This is a genomic window from Mesorhizobium sp. Arg314, from assembly GCF_053714275.1.
The window spans coordinates 74,479-95,669 of sequence record NZ_JBSKBP010000001.1 but is presented as its reverse complement, the minus strand read 5'-3'; the positions used below and the strand labels follow the sequence as shown (position 1 = coordinate 95,669).

The window sequence follows — 21,191 nt, the reverse complement described above, 5'->3', positions numbered from 1 at the left end:
CTCAGGCATTGCCCTTCTGCAGCGCCTGGATGACTTGTTCCTTTGGCCCGTCCGCGACGATGCGGCCTTGCTCGATGACGATGAGGCGGTCGGCAAGTTCCAGCATGCTGTAGCGATGGGTCGATACGATCAGCGTCGTGTTGCGGTCGAACGCCACCTTGAGCTGCTTGATCAACTGCCGTTCGGAGGCGAGATCCATCGAACCCGATGGCTCGTCCAGGAAGACGATCTTCGGCTTGGTCAAGAGCAGCCGGGCGATTGCCACCGCCTGCCTTTGCCCGCCCGACAGATTGGTGCCCCGCTCGCCGACATTCATGTCGTAGCCGCGCGGATGCCGCGAGACGAAGTCATCGACCCCCGCGGCTTTCGCCGCATCGATGATCTCCTCGTCGGTCGCTTCCGGCGCCGCCATCAAAAGGTTTTCCTTGATGGTTCCCGAAAACAGGTCGCCGGCCTGCGCCACAATGCCGACCGCGGCGCGAACCTCCGACGGGTGGTATTGGCGGATGTCGATGCCGTCGAGCAGCAACTCCCCCGACGTCGGCAGGAAAAGCCGGCCGATCAGCCGGCCCATCGTCGTCTTGCCGGAGCCGATGCGGCCGATGATGCCGACCCGCTCGCCGGGCCTGACCGCGATGTTGAGCCCGCTCAAAACCTCGTTTTCCGTGCCCGGATAGGCGAAGCCGACATTCCTGAAGACGAGGGCGCCGCTGCGGATCGGCCGGTTGACGAAACCGACAGTATCGGGGCGGTCCTCCGGCTGCGACATGATCGTATTGACGATCTTGAGCGACAGCATGGCCTGCCGGAACCGCGCAAGCGTGATGGCGATCTGGCCGAGTGGGGCCACGGCGCGGCCGGCGAGCATCACAGTGCCGATGATGGCGCCTGTCGAGACCTGGCCTTCCGAGAACGCATATGCGCCGGCCACAACCAGGGCGACCGTCACGAATTGCTGGATGGCACCGGTGATGTTGCCAGCCGCCGCCGAGAGTTCCTTGATTTTCTCCGACGTGTTGGCCGCGTTCTTCGAGTGCTCGCCCCATTTGCGCAGCAGGTAGGCTTCGGCGCGCAGCGACTTGATCGTCTCCAGCGTCGAAATGGATTCGACCAGCAGGGCCTGGCGCTGCGACGCCTCGTTCATCGAGGCGGCGACCCGCTTGCCGATCCGCCGCTGCGTGATCAGCCCGACGATGACCGAGATGACGAAGGCCAGCGCCGGTATGATCACCAGCCAGCCGCCGATGGCGTAGATCACAGCCAAGAAGACGAAGACGAACATCGTATCGATGAAGACGCTGATGGTGTTCGAGGTGAAGAACTCGCGCACGAACTCGTATTGCGTGACCCGGTTTGCATATTCGCCCGTCGATCCAGGCCGCGCCGAAAGCGAGGAATTCAGCACTTTTTCGAACAGCAGATAGGAGATCCGCAGATCCGCCTTGCGTCCGGCATAGTCGATCAGCGACGCCCTGGCCGTCTTGAGGAGCAGGTCGAACAGAATGGCCGCGCCGATCCCGAGCGCCAGCACCCACAGCGTGGAGATCGCCTTGTTCGGCAGGATGCGGTCGTAGACGTTCATGGTGAAGATCGGCGAGGCGATCGCAAGCAGATTGATGAAGACCGCCGAAAGCACCACTTTCGAATAGGTGCGCCAGAACGCTCCCATGGTGCCGGTCAGCCAGTGACGCCTTTCGATCCGCGCGGCGGTGCCGACCGTCATCTCTTCGGCCGCGTTGGTATAGGTGATCGAAAAGGACGTGCCGCCGCTTATATGGCTTTCTGCGAGTTCCGATCTGCCAATCGTGGTGCGGCCGTTTTCCTGCGGCGCCGTCAGATATTGCCCGCCCTCGACTTCCGCGAGGAGGGCGATCGGCAATTGGCTGACGCGGAAGACGATCGCCGGAAGATCGAAGCGGCCGCGCAGGAAATCGCGGTGGCTGAAATCCTGGACCTCGAGGCCGATGCGTTCGGCCAGATGGCGGATTTCATCCGGCTCGATGCGCGTCTCCGAAATCGGCACACCGGCAAACAGCACGGTTTCCGCGCTCGGCCTGCCCAGATAGGCCGCAACAGCGCAGAAGCAGGCCTTGAAGGCCTCTTTGGGCGATAGGATATGAGGTTGCTGGTTCACGATCCGCCCCGAAGGACTTGAAGATCGATGCTTACATTGGCTACTTTTTCCTGACCGGCGCGAGGATGTCGAACGGCAGATCGTTCTTCTGTTCCGACGGCGTCCGCGCATAAGTCTCGGTATCGGCCGTTTTTGGCACTCCGAACTCCGTGCGCGCATAGGCCGTGGCCTGCTTGGCCGGCTGGATGTTGAGCGTCTTCAGCAATTCCCCGGTTGCGGCCAGCAGCCGGTATTCCGCAAACAGCGACGCGTAAGACGAAGTGTCGGCCAGTGTTGCGGTGTTGAAGCGCGTGTTCTGGGCGTCGAGCACATCGAGCAGCGAGCGCTGTCCGACCTTGAACTGCTCGCGATAGGAAGCGACGAGCTTTTCGTTGGTGGCTGCCTGCTGCCGCAGCGTCTTTGCGAGGTCTGCCTGACGGAAGCGGCGGTCCCACGAGGTGCGGACGGCTTCCTCGATCTCGCGCAGCACCTGGTGCAGAGCAAGACGCTGCTCGCTGGTGCGGCGGATCTGTTCCTGTTCATTGGCCTTGTCGATGCCGCCGCGATACAGATTCCAGCGCAGCACCACCCGCGCCTGCAGGTCGCTCGCGTCGCCATTGCCGCCGTCGATGTCATACCCGCCCCGGGCAACGCCCTCGGCGGTAATCGTCGGGCCAAATTTCGCCCGCGCCGCATCGACCAGCGAAGCGGCGGCGTCGATATCGCTGTTGGCCATATGGACACGCGGATTGTTCTGCCTGGCGAGCCCGATCGCATCGTCCAGCGACCGCGGCAGGGCGGCTGCGACATCGGCCGGCCGCGATGCGTTGGTCAGCGGCTTGCCGACATTCTTGAAGAAGCGGATCTTGGCCGCCTCGAGTTCTTCGGTTGCCTCCTGCATCCGCGCCTTGGCGGCATAAAGGCGTTCCTCGGCCTGCTGCCGGTCGGCGTCATTGAGCGCGCCGCCCGCGATACCTTGCTTGATGTCGCTGAGAATGGACTGATGGAAGCCAAGGTTCTTCTTGGCCTCGGCCACGATCGAACCCTGCAGCATGTATTCCAGATAGTCCTGAACGACCGCAAGCCCGATGAATTCGGACCGTTCCAGAACCCGGAAGGAAGCCCCATCGACTCGCGAGGCCTGGCGGCTCAGTTCGGCCCGCCTTGCGCCGCTGTCATAAAGCGTCTGCGAAACCGTGAGGTCGGCCTCGTTCGGATAAAGGGCGTCATGATCCTGGTCGAGCGCGCGCCTTGTATTATTGTCCAGGCGGCGAACGCCTGTCGACGCTTCCAGATCGACGCTGGGAAGATAAAGGCCCTTTGCCTGGCGCAGCTCGAATTCAATCGCTTCGCGGTTTTCGATCGCCTGTCCAATCTCCGGATTGGACTCCACTGCGACGGCGACGGCTTCTTTGAGTGTGAGTGCGCTGGCGCTCTCGCAAGCCAGCATCGACACCGTGATGGCGAGCGCAAAGCGCCAGCCGACGGTTACTTTACCCGTCCTGGTCATTTCTACCCCGTGACTATCCCCGCGCCACTATGTTTTTTATGGGCGCTTATTTGCCCAAGCCTGCCACCAGAGCTTGTGGCCAGTATCTATCAGATTTTTCGAGGATGTGAGTGCATAATGGATTAGGCACCCCCCAAAAGTGCGATTCCGGGCATTAGTGCCAAAACCTGTAGCAAAAATGGCACAGAAACCCGGCGCGGCGGGCCGGGGCTTTTCGGTTAAAGCAGGTCGCAATGGTTAATGGTCTGAAACAAGTGGCGAATCGTGCGGTCGCCACGCACAAGCTCCTGGGAAATCTGCTGCGACTTTGCAAAGCATGCGCAAGAAATCGCCATGTCGGTCTGGTTTGATTGGCAAACGGGGATCGTTCCCTGTATTGCGAGCCGGAGCAAAAAGCCGTGGATCTTCTTGCATGACCAATGTCGCCCTGACCGGGCTTGCCCGTGATCTTGCCCAACGTGCCGCCGAGGGCAAGCCGGTGCGCATCGGCGTCGTCGGCTCCGGCGAGATGGGCACCGACCTGGTGACGCAGGGCATGCTGATGCCGGGCATTTCGATCGCGGCCATTTCGACGCGGCGCCCGCACACCGCCCGCGAGGCGATCCGCGTCGCCTATGGCGACGAGGCGATGGCGGTCGAGGCCGAAACCGCATCAAGGGTCACCCAGGCGATCGAGAGCGGCAGGATCGCCATCACCTCGAACGAGATGCTGGTCACCAATCCGCTGATCGACGTCGTCATCGACGCTACCGGAAAACCTGGCGTTGCCGCCGATTTCGACCTGATGGCCATGGAACACGGCAAGCATCTGGTGATGATGAATGTCGAGGCCGACGTGACCATCGGCTGCTACCTGAAGCAGCAGGCCGACCGGCTGGGCGTCGTCTACTCGGTCGGCGCCGGCGACGAGCCGTCAAGCTGCATGGAACTGATCGAATTCGCCTCGGCGCTTGGGCTAACCATCGTCTCGGCCGGCAAGGGCAAGAACAATCCGCTCAACCATGACGCCGTTCCGGACGACTACCGGGAAGAGGCGGCCCGCCGCAACATGAACCCGCGCATGCTGGTCGAGTTCGTCGACGGCTCCAAAACCATGGTCGAGATGTGCGCCATCGCCAATGCCACCGGCCTGGTGCCGGATGTTCCCGGCATGCACGGACCCAGGGCCGATCGCGATCAACTGGCCAAGGTGCTGATTCCGAAAGAGGATGGCGGCCTGCTGTCGAGGAAAGGCGTCGTCGACTACACGGTCGGCAAGGGCGTGGCGCCCGGCGTCTTCGTCATCGTCGAGGCGATGCACCCGCGCGTCGTCGAGCGCATGGACGATCTGCATGTCGGCCAGGGCCCCTATTACGGCTTGTTCCGACCTTATCACCTGACCTCGCTGGAGGTGCCGCTCACCGCCGCCCGCATCATGCTCCATGGCAAACCCGACATGGTGCCGCTACCGAGACCGGCGGCGGAAGTCTGCGCGGTCGCCAAGCGCGACCTTGCCGCGGGGGAGAGCTTCGATGCGATCGGCGAGACTTGCTATCGCTCCTGGACCATGACCGTTGCCGATGCCCGGGCGAGCGGTGCCCTGCCGGTCGGATTGCTCGAAGGCGGCAAGGTGCTGAAGCCGGTCAGGAAGGGCGAACTTCTCACGACCGACAACGCGGCTCCGGATCAGTCAACCAGGCTGTACGCCCTGCGCAAGCTGCAGGACCGGATGCTCTACGGCGCCTGACGCTTCGACACCCAATCGGTCAATACCGGCCGCGCTAACTTTGTCATGACAAAACACTATATTGCAGTGACAAGGAACGGAAGGCCTTTAGATGAATCTCCAGATCAGGGATCCGCGGGCAAGGGAACTCGCCCGGCAACTTGCCGAAAAACGCAAAATCTCAATGACCGAAGCGGTCATCGAGGCGCTCGAATCGGAGCTGCAGCGCGAACGTGAACAAATCCCGCTGGCTGAGCGCCTGGCGGTCATTGCAAAAGAACTCAAATCCAAGGCAGCTGGCGGTGGCCGGGCGTTGAGCAAGGATGAGATCGACGAGATGTGGGGTCATTCCTGATGTTCGTCGACACCTCGGTGGTTGTCGCCATCCTGGCGGACGAGGAAGACGCCGCCGACTAAAGCGCGTCGCGCTGAAACGGATTCAAGTGACGCGCTTTAAGTTTTTGTTTTTATGCATGTCGTTATCCCAGAACCGCTGCACACTTCTGGGCGACATGCATTAGAGTGAAAGGATAGGGCAGGCGACTAGGAGGATAACGTCCCCACCGGTCATTCTTGAGGCAGCTATGCGGCTTTCATCACTGCTTGTCGTGGACCCGCTCATTGCGGAGGCGGCGATAGAAGCCTTCCTTCGCCAGGCAGAAATCGAAGTCGTCCCGATTGAAAGCGGCGATGCGAAACTCGCGATCCAGGCGTTTTCGAGCTATGGCAAGGGTCGCGGCCATCCCGCCCAACTCAACCTTGCCGACTGCCTTTCATATGCATTGGCGAAGGGTCGCAGCGTGCCTTTGCTCTACAAGGGCAATGATTTTTCGCACACCGATCTCGCGTGACCGGAACAGAACCTTATTTCCCCAGCTCTATCGACCTCAGCCGCGCCGCTTCCACGGCTTCGGTAACGAGCTTCGTCAACCGGTCCCCGCCCATGAGCACGGCCAGCGCCGCGGCGGTCGTGCCGTTGGGGCTGGTCACGTGCTGGCGCAGCACGCCCGGCTCCTCGTCGCTTTCGGCGGCGAGCGAGGCGGCGCCGAAAACGGTCTGCATGGCAAGCAGCTTGGCGGTCTCGGCGGGAAGGCCGGCCTTCTCGGCCGCAACCGTCAGCGCCTCGATGAAGTGGAAGACATAGGCAGGGCCGGAGCCCGAGACGGCCGTCACGGCGTCCATCAGGCCCTCGTCGTCGATCGTCGTCACGACACCGCTTGCCGAAAGCAGTTCGGCGACGAAGCGGCGGACATCGTCGGAAACCAGCGGGTTGGAAAACACCACCATCATGCCCTTGCCGATCGCGGCCGGCGTGTTCGGCATGCAGCGGATGACGGGCGCGAGCTCGCCCAGAACGTCCTCGAAAGTCGCGACCGGCGTGCCGGCGGCAATGCTGAGAAAGCTGGTCCTGCCGTCGCCGAAGCGCTTGTAGTGCGCCGTCACTTCGCGGATCACCTGCGGCTTTACCGCGATGACGACGAGATCGGGCACGGCATCGGCCGGAATGCCTGCAGCGTCGGCGGCGGCACGGCAGCCGAGATGTTCGGCGCGCTGGCGCAGTTCCGCATTGGGCTCGACCACGAACACCGCCGACGGCTCGAGCTTCGCGGATTTCAGCCAGCCCGAGAGCATGGCGTAACCCATATTGCCGCAACCGGCGAGAACGAGCCTGATCGTCATGAAAGCCTCCGCGAGATGGCTTTCCTTAACGCAATTCCAGGAAAAGTGTGAAGCGGTTTTGCGTCCGGAATTGCGTTGAAACAAAGAGATGGAGCTGTTCAACGTTTCGGCGAAACGCTGAACGGCTCTATGCGTTTGCGCGGCGGCGGGAAAGTCTAGCGGACGGGAGATCGATCGGCCAGGATCAGTGAGAGAGGCGAACCGGGATCGGCCGCAGCGAGATTTGTCTGAGACCAAGCACGCCGAGCACGAAGAACAGCCAGACGGGATCGCCGCGGTGGAAGAAGAAGCTTTCCAGGAAACCGTTCAGCGCCGTGAACAGCACCACCATCATGAAGAAATCGCCGAGGAAGATGTTTTCCTTGCGCGCCGGGATGCGCATGTAGTCGCGCAAAGGGGCGATCAGGAAGGTGTAGAGGGCGACGCAGAGCGCCGGGATGCCCATCAGAACGGCGATGTCGAGATAGCCGTCATGGCCATGCACGATGGTGCGGATATCCCAGGGCCGGTCGAAGGGCTGGTCCTGGTTGAGCAGCAGCGGCGTCCCCCAGAAGCTCTCGTAGCCGTAGCCGGTCCATGGCTTCTTCGCCAGCATCTCGCCGGCGAACTCCCAGAGCGTCGTGCGTCCGGTATAGGTCAGGTTCGGGAAATAGATCGCCGCCAGATGTTTCACCGGCGGGATGAAGACGATGCCGAGCGTGCCGACCGCGGTCGCGATGATGGCCAGCGCGAATAGGATCGGCGTGCCGAGCCGCATGCCGATGAGGCTGGGCAGCACGACGATCATGATGGAGAACGGGATCAGTCCGGCCGTCGTCTTGGAGCCGGTGTGCAGCATGAACACCATCGCCGCGCAGAAGATGCCGGCGCCCCACCAGCGCTGGCCGCGCCGGAACAGATAGAGCCCGGCGAAGCTGAAACAGGCCATCACCGGCCCGGCGATGTTCTTGTGCGTGAAGACGCCGCGCCACAGGCCGGCATGCTCGGGCTCCTGCGAATCGGCGGTATGCAGCGCCTCATGCGGAAAGACGATCAGGCCGACATAGGAAAGGCCGATCACCACGACGGCGGTGAAGATGACCACGCGGGCAAAGGAATCGGCGTCGCGCGGCAGCACCAGGATCGTCGCCATGGTGATGATGCCGATCATGGTGAAGGAGGCGGCGCGCATCGCGGCGGGCGGATCGGTCGCCAGCACCACCGACAGGAAGAAGAAGCCCAGCATCAGCGCCCAGGACGGGCTCACCAGCGAGCGCATCACGCGCGGATCGGCGAAGGCGAGCAGCGAGAAGATCGAGACGGCGCCGAGCGAGCCGAAGCCGAGCTGGTTGACGATGTCGCCGCCGTCGCCGGTCAGTTCCGCGCCGGCCGGCTGGAAGGGCCGGAACGAGACGATGATGACGGTGAACAAAAGCGCGGCGATCGCCGTCGCGACGCCGTCTCGCGTGAAGGCGGCGCTGAGCGGGGCGCGCTCAATTCTTCTCAGGCTGTCGGTACTGCTCATTGGCATATCCGAATTCGGCGAGCACCCGGCCGAGCGCGACATAGACGGGATAGAGCCCCGTCGTCAGCGAGCCGGTGCGCGCCAGCCGGATGGCGCCGCGCAGCGGCGAGGCCGCCAGCAGCGCCAGGCTCTTCAGGAAAACTTTAAGGCCGGCGAGCGGCGTGCCGGCGCGTTTCTTCTTTTCGACCAGCGTCGAGATCACGCCATTGCGCAGGCTGCGGGCGCGGATCCAGTCCGCCTCGATGCGCCGGGCCGGCACTGTTTCATTGACTTTTGCTTCGGCGCACCAGCCGAGCACGAAGCCTTTCTGCGCGCAACGACTGAGGAAATCGGAATCGCCGCCGCCCATGAAATTGAACCTGAGGTCGAGGAAGGGCGGCCCCATGGCCGCCAGCACGTTGCGCCCCACCAGCAGGTTGCCGGACGAATAAAGCGCCGGTACGCGGCCCGTTTCACGATAAGGCGGCGCAAAGACCGGGTGTTCGGCCCATCTGGCATGGCTGGGATCGGCAAAGACCGGCGCTTGCGGGCCGCCGATGATGTCGGCTTGAAGCGTCTCGGCTGCCTTGCACATGCGCTCCAGCCAGTCGGGCTCGGCGATCTCGTCGTCGTCGATGACCAGCAGGTGCTTGAAGTCGGGAAACTGCAGCATCGCCGTCTGCCAGCCGGCATTGTAGGCGCTGCAATTGCCGCGCTCATGGGCGATGATCACCATGCCGGGCATCTCGCCGCTTTCGAACAGCGGCAGCACCGCGCTCGCACCCTCGCGCGCCTCGGCCTCGTTTTCCATGACGATGACGGCAAAGCGCCTGTCGGTCCGCTGCGCCTTGAGCGAAGCCAGGGTTTCCAGCACCTGCTTCGGCCGCTTGAAGGTCGGCAGCGTCACAACCGCCTCGACGGTCTCGGCGGCAAGCCCCGGCGACCGCCCCGCGATCGATACAGAAGCGTCGGAGGGCAAAGGGATCATCCGTTTCCAGCAGCGTGGGTTTGAGCCTCGATAGCATCGCGGTGATAACGTTTCGTTAATCACCTTCTCGCCCGGCTGTCGGCAAAGCCGGGTCTTTGGCCTTCGACAGGTGCCGTTTAATCAAGACTTCATCGCGTTTTGCTACCCGCTGCACCAATGGATAGGTGAAATGCATCTTCTGTTCGCCACATCGATCGTGCCCGATGGCGCTCTCGCCTCGGGCTACGAGATTGCCAACGCCGCGATCATTGACGCGCTTCGGCGTGCCGGCGTGCGCGTGACGGTGATCGGCTTCATCTGGCCGGGCAAGGCTCCGTCCGATCCACAAAGCACCATCGTGCTTGGCGACGTCGAAGTCCGCACCGAAAGCGCTTCGCCGCTGCGGAAGCTTGCCTGGCTGGGCAAGGCGGTCCACTCCGGCCTCACCTTCTCGTCGGTCAAGCTGCGCGTCGTTCCTGACACGCAAGTCCGCGCCGCCATCGAACGCGCCGGTCCCTTCGATGGCTATGTCCTGAATTCGGTCCAGTTCGCTGGTGCTTTTGAAAATGTGCTCGCCGATCGGCCCTCGATCTTCGTCGCGCATAATGTCGAGCACCGTTCGGCCGAGGAAAATGCCGCCGCGGCCGGCAGCGCGCTTCAGCGCTGGATGTTCCGCCGCGAGGCGAGGCTCCTCAAGGTCATGGAAGACCGCCTCTGCGGCGCCGCACGCTTTGTCTTCACGCTGGCCGAGGAAGACCGCTCAGCGCTTGGCGTCGCCTCCGACGGACGCTCGGCGGTGCTGCCGCTGGTGACCCGCGCGCAGGCGCCGACAGGCAAGGCACAGCGCCACATCGATTGCGATGCGGCGCTGATCGGCACCTGGACCTGGCAGCCGAACCGCATCGGGCTCGACTGGTTCCTGACCAAGGTGGTTCCGCATCTGAAGGCGGATTTCCGCATCAGGATCGCCGGCAACATGCCTTCCAGCATCAGCTCGCCGCATCCCGGCGTCTCCTTTGTCGGCAGGGTTCCGGATGCGCAGGCCTTCGTGCGCGGCGCCGCCGTCATTCCCTTGATCAGCACCGCCGGCAGCGGCGTCCAGCTGAAGACCATCGAGACCTTCGAGCTCGGCTTGCCGTCCGTCGCCACCAGCCGCTCGCTGCGCGGCATCGGCTATCGTCCCGACAATTGCGTGGTGACCGACGATCCGATTGCTTTCGCGGCGGCCCTCCAGGCGGCCGCGGGCAACATCCGCGAGGTCGATGGCAGCGTCTTCCATCGCCGCCAGTTGAAGGCGTTAGACATTGCGATCGGGCTTGGTCTGGAGAAGCTCGGCGTCGCCAGGCAGGAGGTCGCCGCATGAATGTGCACACCGCGCGCGCCGCCTTCGGATTCGACACGCTCAAGACCATTCTGGGCATTCCGGTGCTTGCCATACGCTGGGATGAGGCCATCACCTTGCTCACAAGGCTGATCGACGAGCGTCGCTTCACCAAGGTGAGTTTCCTCAACGCCCACAATGCCAACCTGGCTTGTACAGATCCGGTCTTTGCCGAGGCGCTGGAAGACTTCCTCATCCTGCCGGACGGCGTTGGCGTCGACATGGCGGCAAAGCTGCTTTACGGCGCGCCTTTCCCCAGCAATCTCAACGGCACCGATTTCATTCCGGCCTTCCTGCAGGCGTCGTCCCAGCCGTTGACGGTGGCGCTGCTCGGCACGACGCGTGCCAATGCCGAGGCCGCATGCGCGAAGCTTTCGACGCTCGCCATGCAGCACAAATTCGTCGTCATCCATGACGGCTTCTTCTCGGCCGCCGAGGAGCCGGCGATTCTGGAACGCATCGCCAGGCTGCGGCCGGATATATTGCTTGTCGCCATGGGCGTACCGCGCCAGGAACTGTGGATCGAGCGCCACATCGACAGCCGTCATTGCACGCTGCCGGTCGCCGTTGGCGCGCTGCTCGATTTCATGAGCGGCTCGGTGCCGCGCGCGCCGCTGTGGCTGCGCCGGCTGCGGCTCGAATGGCTGTTCCGCCTGTGGATCGAACCCGGCCGCCTGTGGCGACGCTATATCGTCGGCAATCCGCTGTTCCTGTGGCGCGTCGTCAAGCAGAAGCTGTCGCCAAGGCCGCCGCCAGCGGAGGCGCGCCGGTGAACAGCCGTTTTGTTCCCGATATCTCCACCGCAATCGAACCGCTGCCGCGCGCGCCTTCAGCCGCGATCGTCACCGCGAGCTACGCGCCCGATTTCCAGCGCTGCCGGCTTTTGTGCGAAACCATCGACCGCCACGTCACCGGCATGGCGCATCACTATATCCTGGCCGAGCATCGCGACGTTGCGCTGTTTCGTCAGTTGGAAGGCAGCCGCCGCAGCGTCGTCGACGAGCGGGATCTGCTGCCGCGCTGGCTGCATGTGTTCGACGATCCGCTGAGCGGCTTCCGCCGCCGCATCTGGCTGAGCCTGAAAACGCAGCCGCTGCGCGGCTGGCATGTGCAGCAACTGCGCCGCATCGCAATTGCCGGCCAGGCAAAAGAAGACGTGCTTGTCTTCTGCGATTCCGACGTCGCCTTCCTGAAACCGTTCGACACCGGCGTCTTCTGGCGCGACGGCAAGGTGCGGCTGTTCCGGCGCGACGGCTTGCTATCGAACGATGGTCATGACGAGCATCGCATCTGGTCGCGCAATGCCGGCGCTGCACTCGGCATCGATCCCGCCAATCGATCGAGCCACGACTACATCTCGACGCTGATTGCCTGGCGGCGCGAGACGGTCAACGCGATGTGCGAGCGCATCGAGAAGGTGCATGGCCGCGACTGGGTCAGCGTCGTCGGCTCGGCGCGCCAATTTTCCGAATGCATGATCTTTGGCCGCTACGTCGATGACGTGCTTGCGGGTGCCGGCCATTTCCACGGCTCGGAGGAGTTCTGCCGCGTCCACTGGAACGGCGAGGCGCTCTCGGACGAGGAATTCCGCCGCTTCGTCGATGCCATGGCGCCGGAACAGGTGGCGATCGGCATGCAGTCCTTCATCGGCACCGATATCGGCCGTATCCGCCGCCTGATCGTATTTGATTAGCCGGCGCAAGAATCCGGTCAGGGCGGCATCGGCGAACTTAGATCGCCTTGGCTGGCCTGCGCATCGCCGAGTAGGTCAAGAGCATCGAGGCGAGATAAAGCAGCAGGAAGACGATGTTGAGCGACAGCACCAGATTGGCGGTGTCGGGGATGGTCTTCAGCACATAGGTGAGCAGAACCGCCTTCAGGCCGGCAAGCAGGCCGAGATTGATCGCCCGCACCGCCGTCTGGCCGCGCGCGAAGAGCAGTTCCGCCTGGTATTCGACGAGGTTGCGCAGTCCCGGCACGCAGACCGCCAGCGCGACCAGAGGTGCTGCCTCGGCGACATTCTTGCCGAGCGCGTCGGGGAAGAAGTGCAGCACGATGCCGAGCGACATGAGCGCGAGCGTCGAGACCAGGAAGACGCCGCCTTCGATGCCGCTCTTGACCGCCAGCCGTGACAAAAGCTCCGGCGCCCGCATCATGCGCTGCACCAGCATCATCGAGAAGGTGCGGATCGGGATTGCGGTGAGATCGACCAGCCGCATGATGATGGCGTAGATGCCGGCCAGATGCGGTCCGCCGATCGACAGCACCAGGAGCTTGTCGAATTCCATCTGCAGGTAGAACAGCACCTCGGATCCTGCGACATAGAGGGAATCGGCGAGCCGCCTGAAATAGAGCTCGGCGCGCAGCCTCAGCCGCTGGCGCGGATAGAAGAAGGCAAAGGCGATGATGAGCGAGGCGGCGTTGGCGCCGATATAATACAGCGACCAAACGTCGATGGTGTGCTGCGCGGCAAGCATGAACAGGATCGCGCCGACTGCCCGGAGCGCCGTCGCCAGGATGGCGAGCACGGCCGCCCGCCCGAATTTGCCGAGCCCGTTGTTGACGATCAGCACCACTTCGACCGGCCGCCACAAAAGCGCCTCGGCAAAGACGACCGCGGCGAAGGCCGACAGCGGCACGGTGCCGGAAAAGAAAATCAGGTAGACGATGTAGGACGCGGCGGCGAGGAACGGCAGCGACAACGCGCCGAGAAACAGGAAACCGGCGGTGAAGGTGCCGATCAGATTGGGGCGGATCGTGGCGGTGCGGTAGAGCGCCGAGATGAAGCCGAAGGCGAGAATGCGCGACAGCATGATGCCGGCGGCCGAGGCGGTCGCGAACATGCCGAACTCGGCGATTGAAAGCGTGTTGGCCAAAGCGATGAAATAGGCCAGCGAGAACACCAGCCGGCCGCCGGCGCCGCTGATCGCCGAGAAATAGTCGAATACCAGTTTCTGGCGCGTGGCCACGAAGTGGCCGATCCGCGCGAAAGTCCGCCTTTGCGGCATGTCGCTGGCCTGGGTCATATCCGCGGCGATACATAGGCGGGAAAGTTTAACACGGCGTTCTGGCGGCCGTCCGGGCGGCGCTGAAATGCCGCGAACAAGGCAGGAAACTCTGCTCGCCCAAGCGCAAAATTAACCTTTTGTTTCCTATGCCTGTTTAGCGTGGCTTAACGATTGGCCGATCCGCCGCTCCCAAGCCGCCAAAGAGTAAGTTCCAGGACAATGGTCGACAGGGATAACCGTGATGACTGGAGGCGCGAGCGTTCTCTGCTCGCGCTCGGCCAGGCAATGCGCGGCGAGGACAACACGGTTTCGATCGGCGACCGGGCCGACTCTTCGTGGCGCGAGGACGCCGCCGCGCGCCATCGCGCCGCGCGTTCCGAACGCGAGGGGAAGTCGAGTCCGCAGCCCGCCGATACCGGCGGGTTTGGCCAAATTCGGCCAGATCCGGCCTCAATCGAAGCTGAGGACGACTGGGTCAAAAAAGATCGCTACGCGACGAGCGGGCAGGGCGATGAAAGTCACGCTTCGACATACCAGCCGCAAGCCGCTCCCCAACCTCGCCCGGCAACGCGGTCGCTCGCCGTCGACGCTTCAGGTTCCGAGGAGTGGAAACCGCTGATCGATCCGATGCAGGTCATTCAGGGCGTCACCAGATCGAAGGCACTGATCCTGTCGACGACGATCCTGGGTGCAGCCCTCGGCGTCGCCATAGCGCTCTCGACGCCGAAGAAATATGAGGCCACCACCGACGTCATCGTCGACCCGCGCGACCTCAAGCTCACCGATCGCGACCTGACGCAGAACGTGGTCGCCTCGGATGCGACGCTCGCCATCGTCGAGAACCAGGTTCGCATCCTGACCTCGGGCACCGTTCTCAACAAGGTCGTCACGGATCTCAACCTCACCAACGACCCTGAATTCAACGGCCAGGGCACGGGCGGCATCGGGCTGATGTCGACGCTCCGCTCGATCCTGTCGCGGCAGGATGCGAGCCCAGCCGACGAAGCGCGCCGGCGTGCGCTGTCGGTCGGCAATCTGGCGGACAGCCTCGATGTCGAGCGTGGCGGCAAGACCTTCGTGGTCTCGGTCAGCGCCACCACGCAGAACGCCGAGAAATCCGCCCTGATCGCCAACACGATGGTCAAGGCATTCAAGCAGATTTCCAGCGAGATCCAGTCGAACACCGCGGGCCGCGCCAATGACGAGCTGACCGCCAGGCTCGATGAATTGCGCAAGGGCGTCGAGACGGCTGAACGCCAGGTCGAGGATTTCAGGGCGACCCACGATCTTGTCGACGCACAGGGCCGCCTGATCAGCGACGACCAGATGCTGAAGCTCAACGAGCAGCTTTCCGTCGCCCGCGCCCGCACGCTCGAGCTCAATGCACGCGCCGCCTCGGCACGCTCGCTGAACGTCAATTCGGTCCTTAGCGGCACTTTGCCGGAAGAGATCAATTCCAACATGATGAGCGAGCTGCGCTCGCAATATGCGGCGCTGAAGCAGGAAGCCGACCGCGCCCAGGTCAAGCTCGGGCCGCGTCATCCGGAGATCGAAGCGCTCAACGCCCAGCTCGCCGGCGCGCGTGAGCGCATCAGCGCCGAACTGCAGCGTATCGGGTCCTCGCTGCAGGTCGACCTGAAGCGCTCCGTCCAACTCGAGCAGGACCTGTCCTCGCGCCTGGCGCAGGCCAAGGTGCAGAGCGGCGACGTCAACAACAACCTGGTTTCGCTGCGCGAGCTGGAGCGCGAGGCGGCCGCCAAGCGTTCCGTTTACGAACAGTTCCTGCTGCGCGCCAAGGAAACCGGCGAGCAAAAGGGCATCAACACCGCCAACATCAGCATCATTTCGGATGCCTATGCGCCACTGCAGGCCAAGGGACCATCGCGCGCCGTGACGGCCGTGGCCGGTCTGTTTGCCGGCCTGTTCGCCGGCATCGGCCTCGGCGCGCTGCGCGGCATCCTTGCCAGCCTGCGCGAGACGGCCGATACCCGCTCGCGCCACAGGGTCGACGAGCGTGCTCCCATGGTGGAGAACAATTCCAGCCGGGCTGTTCCGCCGCCGGCGCCGCCGCCGCTCGTTTCGCCGTCGCCGGCTGCGCCTGTCGCTCCACCGTCGGCCTCGTCCTTCACGCCGCCAGCTCCGGCTCCGCCTTTCGCGTCGCCTGCCTCCCCACCGGTGCCGCCGCCGCTGTCGGCGGCTGCGCCGGCTCCGGCCCAGTCCGTCACACCCTCGCCGACGCCGGACAACGACGCCGGCCGTCCAGGGCTTTTCGGCTCGCTGGCCTCGGCGGTTCGCTATTTCGTGCGGCGCGAGCCGGCTGAAACCATCGATACGGACTCCGTCCCGCCGGAAAGCGCCTGGCGCGCGCCCAGCCGGGAGGAGCGTTATCCCCGGGCCGAGACATCGGCGCGGGAGAATTTCCAGCCGCCGCACGAGCAGAGCCATTCCTACTCATATCGGCCGGACCATATGCGGAGCGATCCCTACGAGGATCCTTATCCGGCATCGCCGGCATCTTATCATCCGCAGTCGTCGACCGCCGGCGAGGTTGGCCAGCCACCCGCCGACCAGCAGGGCCAGATCGACGAGATCCGCGCCAGCCTGCGCGAATTCCGCGAGGCGGTGCGCGAGCTGACCGAAAGTCGCGCGCGCCGCTATTTCTAATATTTCTTAACTGCTCACCGTTCGATAAAAGCGACCGGTTTCGGGTTTACGGCATCCGACGACGCTTTGACGGGATTGCCTTGTCGAATTTTCGTGAAAATGCCGCGCGGCATTTCAACCGTCGGCGCCCTGCGCTGGCGGATCGAGATGCCGGATTGAGGCTTGGGGCGTGCATCGATGCGGCCTCAAAACGGAGAGTTCGTGATGACCGAAGTGATCGACGGAAAGCGTGTCGCCGAGGATGTGGTTTCGAAAGTCAAGGCGCTGACGTCGGAGCTCTCGGCCAAGGGCGCCACCAAGCCCGGTCTGGCGGTGGTCATCGTCGGCGAAGATCCGGCAAGCCAGGTTTATGTCGCCTCGAAATCGCGCACCGCCAAGGAATGCGGCTTCCATTCGCTCCAGCATACCCTTCCGGCCGACACCACCGAGGAACAATTGCTGAGGATCATCGGCGACCTCAACGCAGATGCGTCGATCCACGGCATCCTCGTGCAGTTGCCGCTTCCCGGCCACATCGACGCCGGCAAGGTCATCCAGACGATCGCTCCGGAAAAGGATGTCGACGGCTTCCACTTCATCAATGTCGGCAAGCTCGGCACCGGTGAGCTCGAGACGGCATTCGTGCCCTGCACGCCGGCGGGCTCGATGCTTTTGATCGAGCGCGTGCGCGGCAAGGACCTGTCCGGTCTCAACGCCGTCGTCGTCGGCCGCTCCAACATCGTCGGCAAGCCGATGGCCAATCTGCTGCTCGCCGCCAACTGCACCGTTACCGTCGCCCACAGCCGCACCAGGGACCTGCCGGCGCTTGCCCGCACCGCCGATATCCTGGTCGCCGCCGTCGGCCGTCCTGAAATGGTCAAGGGAGACTGGGTGAAGCCCGGCGCGACCGTGATCGACGTCGGCATCAATCGCATTCCGGCGCCCGAAAAGGGCGAAGGCAAGAGCCGCCTTGTGGGCGACGTCGCCTATGCCGAGGCAGCCAAGAATGCCGGGGCCATCACGCCGGTCCCGGGCGGCGTCGGACCGATGACCATTGCCATGCTGATGGCGAACACTGTAGCTTCCGCCTACCTCGCGGCCGGGCTGAAGCGGCCGTCCTTCTGACCGGAAAGCAGCATCCTTGCCGAACCTGATTGCCCCTGTCGAACGGCCGATCACGAACGATGCCGTTCAGGGCGGCCGTCAGTTCGGCTTCCTGCTGGTCGACAAATTCTCGATGTTCTCGCTTGCCGCGGCGATCGATTGCTTCCGTTCGGCCAACCGCCTGCTCGGCCGCGATTTCTATGGCTGGACCACGATTTCGGCCGATGGCGACGCCGTCATGGCTTCGAACGGCCTGCCGCTGAAGATCGACTACTCCGTCGCCGACATGCCGCCGGTCGACATCCTGTTCGCCTCGGTCGGCCTCACCACGGAATTCCCCGGCAAAAGCAAGGTTCTGGCCGCGCTGCGCAGCTGGGGCCGGCGCGGCAATGCGCTCGGCGCGCTGTCGGTCGGCTCCTATCTGCTGGCCGAAGCCGGACAACTCGACGGCTATCGCTGCACCATCCATTGGGAGAACCGCGCCGGTTTCATGGAGCGCTTTCCCGACATCAACTGCACCGGCAACGTCTTCGAGATCGACCGCAAGCGCTACACCTGCGCCGGCGGCACCACCTCGATCGACCTGATGCTGGAGATCGTGCGCGGCGATTTCGGGTCCAACCTCGCCAATGGCGTCGCCAACCAGTTCCAGCACGAGCGCATCCGCTCGGCCGGCGATCGCCAGCGCGTCGGACCCGAGCGCGATCTCACCGGCAAGTCGGAGAAGCTGAGGCGCATCGTCGAACTGATGGCCGATCATCTGGATGAGCCGCTGTCGGCGGTGCAGCTGGCCAAATCCGCCGGGCTGTCGGTACGCCAGGTCGAACGCTTGTTCCTGCGCCACCTCAGCGTGACGCCCGGCCGTTACTATATGCGGCTGAGGCTTGAGCGGGCGCGCGAATTGCTGCGCCAGACCAACATGCCGATCCTCGACGTGGCCATAGCGACGGGCTTCACGTCACACTCCTATTTCGCGCAGAGCTACCGGCTGCAGTTCGGCCGCCCGCCGTCCGAAGAGCGCCGCACCACTTATTGAGATTCAGAAGGAGACGTGCAGTCCGGCCTTAAAGGCCTGGCTGGTCGTGCCGCCGCCGAACTGTCCCGCATAGCTCAGCCCGAGCCGCGAGGCCGCGCCGGCCTGGAAGTCGAGGCCGAGCTCGATGAGCGCCGCATCGCGGGCGATCGGCGTGCCGGCGATGGTGAACGGGTCCTGGCCGGCAAAGGCCACGCCGATCGTCGGTGTCGAATCGCCGAAGGCATGGCGCCAGCCGACGAAGCCGCGCGCGCTTGCGGCAACGCCGCCCAGGTCGAACGCCGTCGACCCTCTTAGCCCGAGCGTCGAGAAGGTGACGGAATTGTCGAGGCCGTCGCTGGACAGGGCCACTGCGCCGCCATCCTCGCTGAAGGCGTCGCTGCCCGTGTCGACATAGGCCAGCGCCGCGGTCGGTTCGATGGTCGTGCCGCCCCTGTGGAAGGCATAGCCCGCCTCGCCGAAGACCTGACCGGTATGGCCGTCATATTTGGCCGAAAGCCGGTCGGAAAAGCCGGGGAAGGCGACCGAGCGATCGGTTTCGATCGTCTGCCAGGCATAGGCCGCGCCGCCGCGCAGGCTGAAATCACCCCATTGGCCGGCGCCGTAGGCCGCCAGATGAATGCTGTCGGCCGAGCCGCTGGAAGCGCGATCGTAGGCATCGAAAGTGCTGCGGTCATAACCCGTCAGGACACCGAGACGGATGGTGTCGGCGACCGCCGCGTCGATCCCGGCGAAGAATCCGCCGGAATGGGCGTCGAAGTCGGCGGCGTTGGCGTCGCTGTCGCGGCTGCTGAAGGCGCCATGGGCCTGGCCCCACAGGCCGGGCACGCCTGACCCGCCGGCCTGGCGAACCCGGTCGAGTGCCGCTTCGCGCGCGAAGCGGCTGTCGTCCAGCATGAGGCCGGCGGCCGAGGCGTGGATTTCGCCCGAAAGCTGGTCGAAGGCGGCGCGCGCGCCGGGAACGTCGAGCATCAGCACGGCATCGAAAATCGCATTGCCGCCGCCAAGCGCCTGCACGCCGGCGCCTGCAGCCCGCTGGTTCGGCGTGCCGCCGATGGCGTTGAGGTCGATGCTGTTGCGCTCCAGCGTCAGATAGACGTTGTTGGCGTCATAGGTAAGCGTGGGCGCCAGGAAGGCGAAGTTCGAGGTGACGCCGGAAAAGGTCCCGGGCCCGGTGAGGCCCGCGGTGGTCGAGACGATCGTGTAGACGGTGGACGGCAGATAGGTTCCGCCGGCGGCAAGCACCTGAACCGTGCCGCCGTTGATCGTAGCTGTGCCTGTGATGGCAACGAGATCCGTCTGGCCGCCGGGATTTACCTCGACCTGTAGTGCCGATCCCGAATTGAACACGACGCTTCCTGTTACCGACAAGGTGCCGATTGAATTGCCGGCGGCGATGGTGCCGTTGTTGGTGACGGCGCCGATGATCGTGCCCGTGCCGCCGAGCCTGGCGCCGGTGCTGACGGTCACGGTCGGGCTGGTCAGCGCTCCGTTGACGCGCAGCAGGCCGGTTTGAACGGCGGCGCCTGTCGAGAAGCCGCCGGTGCCGGTCAGCTCCCAATCGGTGCCCTGCAGTGCCAGTGTTTCAAAATTCTTGAACTTCGCGATGATCTCGCTGCCCGCCCCTTCCAGAATGAGGTTGTCCGTGCCGGTGCCGCCAAGAACATTGCCGTTGAGGACGGAGCCGGTCTGCAGCCGCACCGTGTGCGCGGCTCCGACCGTGCCGCCGCCTGCCGACGTGAAATCGATGGCATTGACCGCGCCGGTAATGGTGCCGCTGTTGATGACTTCGGCTGCCGCGGTATTGCGCGTTAGGATGCCGCCGGCATTTGTCGAGGCGATGATGCCGCTGTTGACGATAGCGCCACCGCCGGTCGCTTCGACGGCCGGACCCCGGGACGACGTGATCGAGCCGGCATTGCCGAACGACGTGAAGACCGCGCTGGCGCTGGCATAGACGCCGTTATAGTCGCCGTAAATGACGCCCGTGCCGGTGTTTGTGAATGTCGACGGCCCGCCCTGCAAGAGCACGCCGGTGCTGAAGCCCGTTGTCTTTGTTGCCTCAATCGTGCCGCTGTTGAACAGAGTGCGCGATGTGCCTTGGCCGATCGAGACGGCGTTGAGGCCCGTCGCGGTCGTGATCGTGCCTCCGGCATAGTTGTTGACCGTTCCGCCAAGCCACATCGTGACGCCCTCGACGCCGCCGGTGATCGTCCCGTAATTGTCGAGAATGCCAGGGCCGCCCGCCGGTGGCAGGCCAAACGGTTTATAGCCGAACGTGAGTGCGGTCAGGCTGCCGGTGACGGTCGCCCCGTTGGCATTGAGAAACGCGCCGCCTTGGTCGAGCTTGACCGTGTTGCCGCCGGTTACGGCCCCCTCATTGGTCAGCCTCCATGCCTGGAGCGTGGCGCTGATAGCCGGGTTCGAAGGGCCAACGGTCACGCCCGGGTTCACGTGGGCCGTGGTCCCCGCGAACGTGTCGAGATTGACCGCTCCGGTGTTGGCGGTGATCTCGACGTCCGCCGCGCTGGCCGAAACGCATATCGCGGCAAGGGCCGCCAATG

The 21,191-nt window shown here is 64.1% G+C and carries 16 protein-coding genes; 9 read left to right on the top strand and 7 right to left on the bottom strand.

The genetic code is table 11. The features are described from left to right. Position 1: 1 nt before the first annotated feature. Both ACWGS9_RS00445 and ACWGS9_RS00440 read right to left on the bottom strand, forming a co-directional pair. Entirely contained in the window at positions 2-2,134 is a 2,133-nt protein-coding gene (locus ACWGS9_RS00445) for a type I secretion system permease/ATPase (protein ID WP_454503380.1), read from the bottom strand. Positions 2,135-2,174: 40 nt separating this feature from the next. Next, on the bottom strand, positions 2,175-3,623 hold the full coding sequence (locus ACWGS9_RS00440) for a TolC family protein (protein WP_454503379.1): 1,449 nt from the start codon (positions 3,621-3,623) through the stop codon (positions 2,175-2,177). A 412-nt stretch (positions 3,624-4,035) separates the two neighbouring features. Here ACWGS9_RS00440 and ACWGS9_RS00435 point away from each other — a divergent pair, with 412 nt between their 5' ends. The 3 genes from ACWGS9_RS00435 to ACWGS9_RS00425 all read left to right on the top strand — a co-directional run bounded on the left by ACWGS9_RS00435 (position 4,036) and on the right by ACWGS9_RS00425 (position 6,179). Continuing rightward, entirely contained in the window at positions 4,036-5,349 is a 1,314-nt protein-coding gene (locus tag ACWGS9_RS00435) for an NAD(P)H-dependent oxidoreductase (protein WP_454503378.1), read from the top strand. 91 nt (positions 5,350-5,440) lie between these two features. Then, positions 5,441-5,683: a type II toxin-antitoxin system VapB family antitoxin gene (locus ACWGS9_RS00430; RefSeq protein ID WP_454503377.1), complete on the top strand. Its 243-nt coding sequence runs from the start codon at positions 5,441-5,443 to the stop codon at positions 5,681-5,683. 175 nt (positions 5,684-5,858) lie between these two features. Next, positions 5,859-6,179: a type II toxin-antitoxin system VapC family toxin gene (locus ACWGS9_RS00425; RefSeq protein WP_454503639.1), complete on the top strand. Its 321-nt coding sequence runs from the start codon at positions 5,859-5,861 to the stop codon at positions 6,177-6,179. A gap of 13 nt (positions 6,180-6,192) precedes the next feature. Here the strand turns inward: ACWGS9_RS00425 and proC are convergent, their stop codons facing one another. From proC to ACWGS9_RS00410, 3 genes are all read right to left on the bottom strand, one after another. Beyond that, positions 6,193-7,008 (bottom strand): pyrroline-5-carboxylate reductase, encoded by an 816-nt coding sequence (gene proC / locus ACWGS9_RS00420; protein WP_454503376.1) that lies wholly within the window; start codon positions 7,006-7,008, stop codon positions 6,193-6,195. Between the two features lie 184 nt (positions 7,009-7,192). Further along, complete coding sequence (locus tag ACWGS9_RS00415) at positions 7,193-8,512, bottom strand: O-antigen ligase family protein (RefSeq protein WP_454503375.1); 1,320 nt, start codon at positions 8,510-8,512, stop codon at positions 7,193-7,195. Beyond that, positions 8,481-9,479 (bottom strand): glycosyltransferase family 2 protein, encoded by a 999-nt coding sequence (locus tag ACWGS9_RS00410; RefSeq protein ID WP_454503374.1) that lies wholly within the window; start codon positions 9,477-9,479, stop codon positions 8,481-8,483. The genes ACWGS9_RS00415 and ACWGS9_RS00410 overlap by 32 nt, the downstream gene beginning before the upstream one ends. Positions 9,480-9,648: 169 nt before the next feature. On the opposite strand from ACWGS9_RS00410, the gene ACWGS9_RS00405 reads away from it, so the two are divergent. From ACWGS9_RS00405 to ACWGS9_RS00395, 3 genes are read left to right on the top strand one after another with little or no spacing between them, the layout of a single operon-like run. After that, complete coding sequence (locus ACWGS9_RS00405; protein WP_454503373.1) at positions 9,649-10,821, top strand: glycosyltransferase; 1,173 nt, start codon at positions 9,649-9,651, stop codon at positions 10,819-10,821. After that, positions 10,818-11,612, top strand: coding sequence for a WecB/TagA/CpsF family glycosyltransferase (locus ACWGS9_RS00400; RefSeq protein WP_454503372.1), 795 nt, complete (start codon positions 10,818-10,820; stop codon positions 11,610-11,612). The genes ACWGS9_RS00405 and ACWGS9_RS00400 overlap by 4 nt, the downstream gene beginning before the upstream one ends. Next, complete coding sequence (locus ACWGS9_RS00395) at positions 11,609-12,532, top strand: DUF6492 family protein (protein ID WP_454503371.1); 924 nt, start codon at positions 11,609-11,611, stop codon at positions 12,530-12,532. The genes ACWGS9_RS00400 and ACWGS9_RS00395 overlap by 4 nt, the downstream gene beginning before the upstream one ends. A 37-nt stretch (positions 12,533-12,569) precedes the next feature. On the opposite strand, the gene ACWGS9_RS00390 is transcribed toward ACWGS9_RS00395, so the two are convergent. Next, a complete protein-coding gene (locus tag ACWGS9_RS00390; protein WP_454503370.1) occupies positions 12,570-13,865 on the bottom strand; it encodes a lipopolysaccharide biosynthesis protein in 1,296 nt (431 codons plus the stop codon). Positions 13,866-14,066: 201 nt separating this feature from the next. On the opposite strand from ACWGS9_RS00390, the gene ACWGS9_RS00385 reads away from it, so the two are divergent. The 3 genes from ACWGS9_RS00385 (at position 14,067) to ACWGS9_RS00375 (ending at position 18,630) form a co-directional block, all read left to right on the top strand. Next, positions 14,067-16,511, top strand: a complete 2,445-nt coding sequence (locus tag ACWGS9_RS00385) for a GumC family protein (RefSeq protein ID WP_454503369.1) — start codon at positions 14,067-14,069, stop codon at positions 16,509-16,511. 204 nt (positions 16,512-16,715) lie between these two features. Next, entirely contained in the window at positions 16,716-17,615 is a 900-nt protein-coding gene (folD, locus tag ACWGS9_RS00380; RefSeq protein ID WP_454503368.1) for a bifunctional methylenetetrahydrofolate dehydrogenase/methenyltetrahydrofolate cyclohydrolase FolD, read from the top strand. Between the two features lie 16 nt (positions 17,616-17,631). Further along, on the top strand, positions 17,632-18,630 hold the full coding sequence (locus ACWGS9_RS00375) for a GlxA family transcriptional regulator (RefSeq protein WP_320213411.1): 999 nt from the start codon (positions 17,632-17,634) through the stop codon (positions 18,628-18,630). Between the two features lie 3 nt (positions 18,631-18,633). Here the strand turns inward: ACWGS9_RS00375 and ACWGS9_RS00370 are convergent, their stop codons facing one another. Beyond that, positions 18,634-21,189 carry an autotransporter outer membrane beta-barrel domain-containing protein gene (locus ACWGS9_RS00370; RefSeq protein ID WP_454503367.1) on the bottom strand — a complete coding sequence of 852 codons (2,556 nt, stop codon included), beginning with the start codon at positions 21,187-21,189 and terminating at the stop codon, positions 18,634-18,636. Positions 21,190-21,191 lie beyond the last annotated feature (2 nt).

Coding starts and splice junctions, on each gene's coding strand:
- ACWGS9_RS00440 (WP_454503379.1), bottom strand. CDS start 3,623: ATGACCAGGACGGGTAAAGTAACCGTCGGCTGGCGCTTTGCGCTCGCC.
- ACWGS9_RS00400 (WP_454503372.1), top strand. CDS start 10,818: ATGAATGTGCACACCGCGCGCGCCGCCTTCGGATTCGACACGCTCAAG.
- ACWGS9_RS00410 (WP_454503374.1), bottom strand. CDS start 9,479: ATGATCCCTTTGCCCTCCGACGCTTCTGTATCGATCGCGGGGCGGTCG.
- folD (WP_454503368.1), top strand. CDS start 16,716: ATGACCGAAGTGATCGACGGAAAGCGTGTCGCCGAGGATGTGGTTTCG.
- proC (WP_454503376.1), bottom strand. CDS start 7,008: ATGACGATCAGGCTCGTTCTCGCCGGTTGCGGCAATATGGGTTACGCC.
- ACWGS9_RS00430 (WP_454503377.1), top strand. CDS start 5,441: ATGAATCTCCAGATCAGGGATCCGCGGGCAAGGGAACTCGCCCGGCAA.
- ACWGS9_RS00405 (WP_454503373.1), top strand. CDS start 9,649: ATGCATCTTCTGTTCGCCACATCGATCGTGCCCGATGGCGCTCTCGCC.
- ACWGS9_RS00435 (WP_454503378.1), top strand. CDS start 4,036: ATGACCAATGTCGCCCTGACCGGGCTTGCCCGTGATCTTGCCCAACGT.
- ACWGS9_RS00385 (WP_454503369.1), top strand. CDS start 14,067: ATGGTCGACAGGGATAACCGTGATGACTGGAGGCGCGAGCGTTCTCTG.
- ACWGS9_RS00390 (WP_454503370.1), bottom strand. CDS start 13,865: ATGACCCAGGCCAGCGACATGCCGCAAAGGCGGACTTTCGCGCGGATC.
- ACWGS9_RS00415 (WP_454503375.1), bottom strand. CDS start 8,512: ATGAGCAGTACCGACAGCCTGAGAAGAATTGAGCGCGCCCCGCTCAGC.